This is a genomic window from Arthrobacter subterraneus, from assembly GCF_900099735.1.
Classification (GTDB): domain Bacteria; phylum Actinomycetota; class Actinomycetes; order Actinomycetales; family Micrococcaceae; genus Arthrobacter_D; species Arthrobacter_D subterraneus.
Window position 1 is genome coordinate 1 of the sequence record NZ_FNDT01000042.1, and the last position, 7569, is coordinate 7569.

Annotated in this window: 6 protein-coding genes; 1 reads left to right on the plus strand and 5 read right to left on the minus strand. The window is 63.2% G+C overall.

Features of this window, described 5'->3' with window-relative positions:
* Positions 1-869: 869 nt before the first annotated feature.
* The 4 genes from BLS52_RS17895 to merA form a co-directional block, all read right to left on the minus strand.
* Positions 870-2219, minus strand: a complete 1350-nt coding sequence (locus tag BLS52_RS17895) for an APC family permease (RefSeq protein WP_090588519.1) — start codon at positions 2217-2219, stop codon at positions 870-872.
* A 266-nt stretch (positions 2220-2485) separates the two neighbouring features.
* Complete coding sequence (locus tag BLS52_RS17900) at positions 2486-3694, minus strand: ABC transporter substrate-binding protein (RefSeq protein ID WP_090588521.1); 1209 nt, start codon at positions 3692-3694, stop codon at positions 2486-2488.
* 24 nt (positions 3695-3718) lie between these two features.
* Positions 3719-5068: a dihydrolipoyl dehydrogenase family protein gene (locus tag BLS52_RS17905; protein WP_090588523.1), complete on the minus strand. Its 1350-nt coding sequence runs from the start codon at positions 5066-5068 to the stop codon at positions 3719-3721.
* A 32-nt stretch (positions 5069-5100) separates the two neighbouring features.
* Entirely contained in the window at positions 5101-6537 is a 1437-nt protein-coding gene (gene merA, locus BLS52_RS17910) for a mercury(II) reductase (RefSeq protein ID WP_090588525.1), read from the minus strand.
* Positions 6538-6602: 65 nt separating this feature from the next.
* On the opposite strand from merA, the gene BLS52_RS17915 reads away from it, so the two are divergent.
* Entirely contained in the window at positions 6603-6992 is a 390-nt protein-coding gene (locus tag BLS52_RS17915; protein WP_090588527.1) for a heavy metal-responsive transcriptional regulator, read from the plus strand.
* A 298-nt stretch (positions 6993-7290) separates the two neighbouring features.
* Here the strand turns inward: BLS52_RS17915 and BLS52_RS17920 are convergent.
* Positions 7291-7569: integrase core domain-containing protein (locus tag BLS52_RS17920; RefSeq protein ID WP_139186329.1), on the minus strand; the 279-nt coding region annotated here is incomplete at its 5' end.

Consider the following 7569-nt stretch of genomic DNA (forward strand, 5'->3'; position numbering starts at 1 on the left):
GTGTTGTGTGAGACGCCGCAGATCTTCGCGGCATCCCGGTACGACCGGGTCAAATCGTAAGCAGCTAAAATTTCCATGAACTCTCCTGGAGACTTCACAACGAGCCCCTTCCTTCCCACAACGAGTGAAATACAGACGATTGGCATCGCCATTTCACCGCGGAAGGAAGGGGCTCTCCCCGTAACGACACGAGGGATGGACAAGAGGAATCCCAGCACGCCAAGCCACACCGTGGCCTGCTAGTGTCCAAAAATGCTTGCCGCCGCCGGTCAAAACCACTGCCGCGAACGGTCAATCAGATTTTCCGTACTCGGTCAGTTTAAAGTTGCCGCTTACACTGGGGGCCACCCACAGGTGGACGGCTTTGAGCTCTATCCTTCGGGCTCCACCCGCCCACAGGTGGATGACCCAGCAACAGTCGGGGTCGTCAGTCAGCGCCTTTGGTGCGCTGCGGGCATATATTTGCCACTAAAAACTCCATTGAGATCTAGGGTTTGTAATCAAGCGCCCAGCGTGAAGGAGGCTGTGCACATCCACCGCATGCCCGAGGCGAGCCTTCCGCATGGGTGACGTGGTGGATGTGTGCAGGCGGCCCTCTGGTTCCTGCTGTCCATGTGTGTGCGGGAAATGCAGCGGAGCGTGGGGAGCTTTTGCCGTGCCCATGTGGGCAGGAGGCGGAGTAGTCGGCCCTACATGAAAGGCCGGCTCTTAGCGGCCCCGAACGGGTCTCTTCAAACTGAATCTCTCACTGCCAGTCCACCTTCTGACCCGCTGGTGTGGTGGCGCTGCGCCAAACCCCAACCCTTCCGATCAATGGGAGAAACCCGACAACGTTTGTAAGGCTGCTCCATCTAGGTCCGGAGTGCACGTTAGTCGGATTGGTGCTGGGCGGAGGTTGTCTGCGGGGATGCGCCGTTGTGGTTTCTGCGGCGTACCACCAGCCACTGGGTCACGACGATGACCAAAGCCACCACCACGGTGATGAGTACGGTGAACGGGTCTGACTGTGCTTTAAGGACCGTGAAGGACACCAGGACCGCGACGTCGAGCACGATCGCGACCCAGGGGATCCAGATTCTGGCTTCGACGTCGTTCTTCAGGTGCCGGATGATGCCCCAGTGGATGGCGATATCCATGGCCAGGTAGAGGATGGCGCCGAGGGCGGCGATTTGGGACAGGTCGAAGAAGGCGGCCATGATGATGGCTAGCCCTGCGGTGATGAACAGTGACTGGTGCCCCTCTTTCCCTGGTAGGCCCGGGGCTTGGCCCATGTTGCGGAGCATGTCGTAGAGCTTGGAGACCGAGAACAGGCTGGCCACCAGTCCGGAAAGTGTGGCGACCACGGCGATCACCACGGTCAATGTCACGCCCCAGGAACCGAACGTCGGCTCGGCCGCTTCGGCGAGGGCGTAGTCCCGGGCTTCTACGATCTGCGGGACGGTGAGGCTGCCGGTGACCGCGACGGTGATCAGCAGGTAGAGCACGGTGCACAGGCCGATGGCGATCATGATGGACCGGCCGATGTTCCGTTTGGGGTCGCGCAGGTCCGCGCCCTGGTTGGTGATCGTGGTGAATCCCTTATACGCCAGGATGCACAGGGCGATCCCGGCCAGGAAACCCAACCACCCCGCCTCGGGCGGGGTCCGGTCCGCGGTGGTGAACAATCGCCCTAGGGAGGAGATCCCGGCGGCGAGGATTCCGGCGACGGCCAGGACCGCGATCCCGACGATCTTGATCGCCGCTGTAACCGTGGCGGAGCGCTCCACCCACCGGTTGCCGACGAGGTTTACCAACGCTGCGGCCGCGATGGCCGTAACGGCCAGTACCGGCACCCACAGCGCGGAGTCCTGCATCCCGAAAGGCCGCAACAGGTAGGTGCCGAAGGTGCGGCCCAGCAGACTCTCGGCCAGAATCATCGACACGTACATGAACAGGGAGAACGAGCCCGCAACCACTCCGGGGCCGTAGGCGGCCTTGAGCAGCATGGCGATGCCGCCGGCGGAGGGGTTGGTGGCGGAGTAGCGGATGTAGGAGTAGGAGCTGAACGCCACGACCACCGCACCGGCGAAGAACGCCCACGGTAGCCAACCACCGGTCAGTTCGGCGACCTGACCCACGAGGGCGAAGATGCCGGCACCGATCATCACACCGGTGCCCAGGGCCACGGACCCCGTCAGAGACAGTTTCTGTTCACTCTTGGATGTGGAGGTGCCTTCCATGCGCGGGTCCTTTCCCTCAGTCGTTCGCCGGACGTGAGCCGGCGTGTATCCGCCGTGGCCTACATGTAAACCTACTCATGACCGGCGGGGCGGCCTGATCCGCCTCCTAATAGTTTTTCTCGTCGAAGTTCCCCTGGACGTCGCAGCTAAATCAAGCGCAGCAGCGACATCATCAATTCATCGCGTAAGCCCGGACGGCTTCACCAGAATTTCATCGGAACGCCAGATTTTTACCGTGGCCTGATTTACGGTGGTCGATCATTCACTCATTTCGCGGCGACGCCTCGTCGCCACGCTTCATCCAGGGCCATAACCCACCCCGCACCGAGCTCACCGTGCGCTTTGTGCGAGATCGCCTCGTAGCTGGGTACGACGGGGGAGGGCGTTAGAGTTTTGAACAAGGCCGTTTGGGCGGGGCTCAGCCGTTCGAGGTCGAGGACCGTGAACTGGCCCCACACTTCCAGATCCGCTTTTGCCGCCTGCTGCTCCGGCGAGAGCGCCAGGTTCGCCACCACCATCGCTCCTGCGGCGTCCCCGGCATTAGCCGGGATCGCCAGGAAACTGGCGTTGCCTACGGTGCCTTCCATCAGAGTCAGAGCACGTGTCGACTCAGGGAGGGCGCCTGTTGCGATCAGACCGGGCAGCGTTGCCGGGCCGTAGGTCATCGCCATGTCCACCTCACCGTCAGAGAAAAGCCGGTTCAACTCCTGCTCATCGCGGGGATGCCTTCTGCCCTCGCGCCACAGTGCCGGTGCCAGGCCGCGCAGCGCATCGAGCGCTTCCGGTGCATGTTTTTCGAAGGCTTCGACACTGTACTCCAGAGGCACTTCCTCAGCCCCGCCTGCGGTACTGAGCATAACCTCACGGACGAACGCGCTGCCAGTGAAGTCCGGGGGAGCCGGGTAGGTAAACCGCCCCGGATGCTCTTGCGCCCATTCCAGAATGCCTTCCAGACTCGTTGGCGGGTCCTCGACGGCATCAGAATTGTAGAAAAATGTGAACTGGGCCTTATGCCACGGCGCCTCACACCCGTCCACCGGCGTGCCGAAATCGTCCGTGATGAGCGAATCCTCAGGGTCGGTGTACTCCATGTTAGGAAGCAGATCCGTCCATCCGCACTGCCATACATCGGCTTGGCGTCCGACACTGAAGTGGGTCCCGTTAACCCAGATGAGGTCAACTAATCCGCTCTGCCAGCCTGCCTGGCGTTCACTGAGCACCCTATTCAGCGCATCGGCTGTATCGGGCACGGCCACGCGCCGAAGTGTTACCCCTTTTTCCTGTGCGGCAGGGGCTAGGACTTCGTCCACATACCGGTTGTCCCGCTCATCACCGCCGTACATCCAAAAATCAACCGACTGTCCGTTAGCCTCCTCCAAGACTTCATCAAAGCCAGCGAAGTTCTCCGCCCGGAGGGTAGGCGGAGCTGCGCAGGAGGCCAGAACTAAGGCGGCTCCCGCTGAGCAGCCGATAATGGAGGTGAGGCGCCGGTGTAGTGGTTATATCTCGAGTTTCTCGAGTGCTTCGTGGTATGCCTCGTGGTAGGTGGGGAACTGTGCCACCTGGTCCAGCAGCGTCTCCACTGGAATCTGCGTCCGAATGGCCAGTGACGCCTGGTGGATCCACTCACCGGCATGCGGGCCCACCGCCCACGCGCCGACCAGCACCTTCCGGTCCACGTCCGCCAGAAGACCGAGTTCGCCGCGCGGATCCTGTTCATAGGTCCACGGCCGGGCAATCGCGCTGGCCAGCTGCAGCCGGGCAGCAGAGGTCCGGATTCCCCGCCGCGCTGCCTGTTCCTCGGTGAGACCGGCAGCGGCGATCTCGGGATCGGCGAAGACCACGCGCGGAATGCCCTCGTACGTTGCAGGCCGCGGCTTTCCGAGAATAGCGTCAGTGGCGATTCGTCCCTGGTACTTGGCCACATGGGTGAAAGGCATGACGCCGGTGACATCCCCGATAGCCCAGAGGTTGTTGCCGGCGCTGCAATTCTCGTCCACGACGACCTCGCCGCGCTTGCCCAACTGCACTCCCGCTTCCTCGAAGCCAAAACCCTCGGTCCGCGCCTTGCGTCCGGTCCCGATGATCACGACGTCGGCCCTTACCTCCGTGCCGTCGTCGAGGGCTATCACGCTGTCTGCTCCGTCACGGCGCGCGCCGATGGCGGAGGCACCGAGGCGGATGTCGACGCCCGCATCCACCAGATGCTGGTGTGCGAGTTCGCCTACGCGGGCATCCTCGCGGTCCATGAGCCGCTTCCCGCGATGTACGAGGGTGACCTGCACGCCGAAACGAGCCAGGAAAGTCGCGGTCTCCGTCCCGACGGCGCTGCCTCCGACAACGACCGCACGCCCGGGCAGGTCACGGGCTGTGTAGGTCTCCCGGTTGCTCCACGCGGTAATCTGGTCGATCCCATCCAGCGGCGGGGTGACGGCGTCGGAGCCGGTGGCGGTGACGATGTGGTCGGCGGTGATCTCCCGGTCGCCGGCCTGCAGCCGACCGGGACCGGTGAGCCGCGCTTCGGCTTTGATCACCGTGGCGCCCTGACCTTCGTAACCGTCCACCTGACCGGAGTCGTCGAGGTTGCGTGCCATGTAATCGCGGTACTCGCGGGCCTTCTCCCAGTCGAGTTCCGCCCCTCCGATACCGGCTGCGCGCTCCACTTCGGTGCTTGCCTCGGCTGGGCGAAGAACTGTCTTGGAGGGGATGCAGGCCCAGTAGGCGCACTCGCCGCCGATGAGTTCCCGTTCAAGGACCACCACCTTCTTGCCGCCGGCGAGCAACCGGCTTGCGGCGACTTCCCCGCCGGGACCCATTCCAAGAACTGCTACGTCAAAGTGCTCGCTCATGGTCTTCCTTCCATCAAGGTTCAGGACCAGGTTCAGGACGCGCAGCAGGACAGCCTGGACACGTCGGTGTGGAATGTCTGCGCAGCGATCTTGATGCCTTCGGCCATGGTGAGGTACGGGCTCCACAGGTTCGCCACCTGGTCCACGGTCATACCCGACGAGACAATGTATACGCCGGCCGCAGCGATCTCCCCGGCATTGTCCGCCACCGCCGTGATACCGAGTATCCGGCCGGTGTCGGTGGCCGCGACGATCTTGATGAAACCGCGGGTGTCCCGGTTCACCAGCGCCCGCGGCACGTGCTTCAGCGGCAGGACCCGGCACTCACAGTCGATGCCCGCCTCGGTGGCCTGCCTGTCCGTCATACCCACCGCAGCCAGATTCGGTGTGGTGAAGGTGACCCTCGGCAGGTGGCCGTAATCGACGGTCCGGCCGGCGTTGTTGAAAGCGTTCTCCACCGCAAGAGCGCCGTGCGATGCCGCCACATAGACGAACTCGGGGTGCCCGGTGACGTCACCGGCTGCCCAGATTCGTTCGTTCGAGGTGGCCAGCATGTCGTTGACCAGAATTTCGCCGCGTTCACCGGTGTCGACGCCGACGGCGGCCAGGTTCAACCCGTCCGTGACAGGGCGGCGGCCCGTGGCCACCAGCAGGTGGCTGGCAGTGTACTCATCGCGTCCGCCAGAGCTTTTGGCGCGTACGACGACGCCGGTCCCCTCCGGGCGCACAGATTCGGCGGTGGTGCGCCGGATGACGGTGATGCCTTCGTCCTCGAACACCCCGACGAGCGCCTTGGAGGCCTCCGGTTCCTCTGCGGACACCAGCCGGGACCGGACCAGCATGGTCACCTTCGTACCCAGCCGGGCGAAAAGCTGGGCCTGCTCCAACGCGACATAACCACCGCCCAGGACAATCATCGATTCCGGCACCTCGTCCAGCTCCATGGCTGTGGTGGAGGTCAGGTAGTCCACATCCTGCAGTCCCTCGATTGGCGGCGCCCAGGGCGAGGACCCGGTGGCAACGAGATAGTACCGGGCGCGCACAATCTCCCGGCCACCGTCCGTCCCTGTGACTTCGAGCACCGGATCTTCGGCACTGCCGGCGAAGACGGCGTTGCCGCGGCGCAGTTCCCAGCCATAGTCGGCAATCAGGTCCGCATACTTTTCGGTGCGCAAACCTTCCACCAGTGAACGCTTGCCGGAAATGAGCTTCGTCATGACCACCGCTCCGGCCTCCATGGAGACGCCGGGAAAACGGTCGCTGTCCAGGGCCACGTGCCGTGCGGCGGCCGCAGCCAGCAATGCCTTCGAGGGCACGCAACCGGTGTTGACGCACGTTCCGCCGACCGTTCCGCGCTCGATCAGCACCACACTTTTCCCCAGATTGGTTGCGCGGATGGCGACAGCGAAGGCGCCCCCGCCGGAGCCGATGACGGCGAGGTCAAACTGAGCTTTCGCGGATTCAGGCATACTCCTCAATGTGCACCTTCCCCTATGGTGGAACGTCAAGGAACTCATGCCAAGGAAGGTACGCGATGCGGATCGGAGAAGCTGCCGCGGCAGCCGGTATGACGGCCACGGCACTGCGGTTCTACGAAAGCTGCGGGCTCCTTCCGCCCGCGCCGCGGAGCCCTAACGGTTACCGTGAATACACTGAAGACGCGGTCAACAGGCTTCAGTTCATCCGTCGGGGCCAGGCAGCCGGGCTCACCCTCGACCAGATCAAGGGCATCTTGAACCTCCGGGAAACAGGAGAATCGCCCTGCAGCCACGTCCGCGAGCTTCTCGCCCGTGAGTTGCAGGACCTCGACCGGCGGATCACGGAACTGATCTCCCTTCGCGCAGCCGTCGCCGGTTTCCACCGCAATGCGGTGGAAACGGATCCAGCCTCATGCGATCCCGGGCAGGTATGCAGCTTCCTGTAGGCGCACCGCGTTTTCGGCGTCCGCTCCCGCTTAACGTTTGGGCAGGCAGGCAGGATCAGCCTCCACGTGTTCGGACCCGACCAGGAAGTTTCAAATTGAAAGAACATGGTTCGCGCTCCTCGAGGACTGCCCCAGCCGACGACCGAATATGGCAACGAGACCAGCAGGTCGTTTCACACGTTGGCTCACGCGTATTTTCACCCGACAGTCACAAGGACCACTACCAGTCCGTAGATAAACTCAGGTGCTGGGTCGGAATTTTTCAAGTCAAGCGGTACCAAGGTGAGTTAGACGGAGGTTAGGCCGCCGTTTCTCCGGCGGTTTCGGTCGGTTGGTTGATCCATGCCGGTCCGGGTAGAGCGAGGATCTTGGGATCGGTAGCGGTACTGAATCGGTGGGGGTGCTTGTTCCTGGCCGCGGCCAGGGTTTGTGAGCGCTTCATGGCCACTGCGTCGGCGAAGCCGTAGTGCACGTTGGCCGGGGTGTGGAACCCGATGCCGGAGTGCTGGTGATGGTGGTTGTACCAGTCCACGAATTCGTTGATGAAGGCCCGCGCATCGCCGAGTGAGGCGAAGCG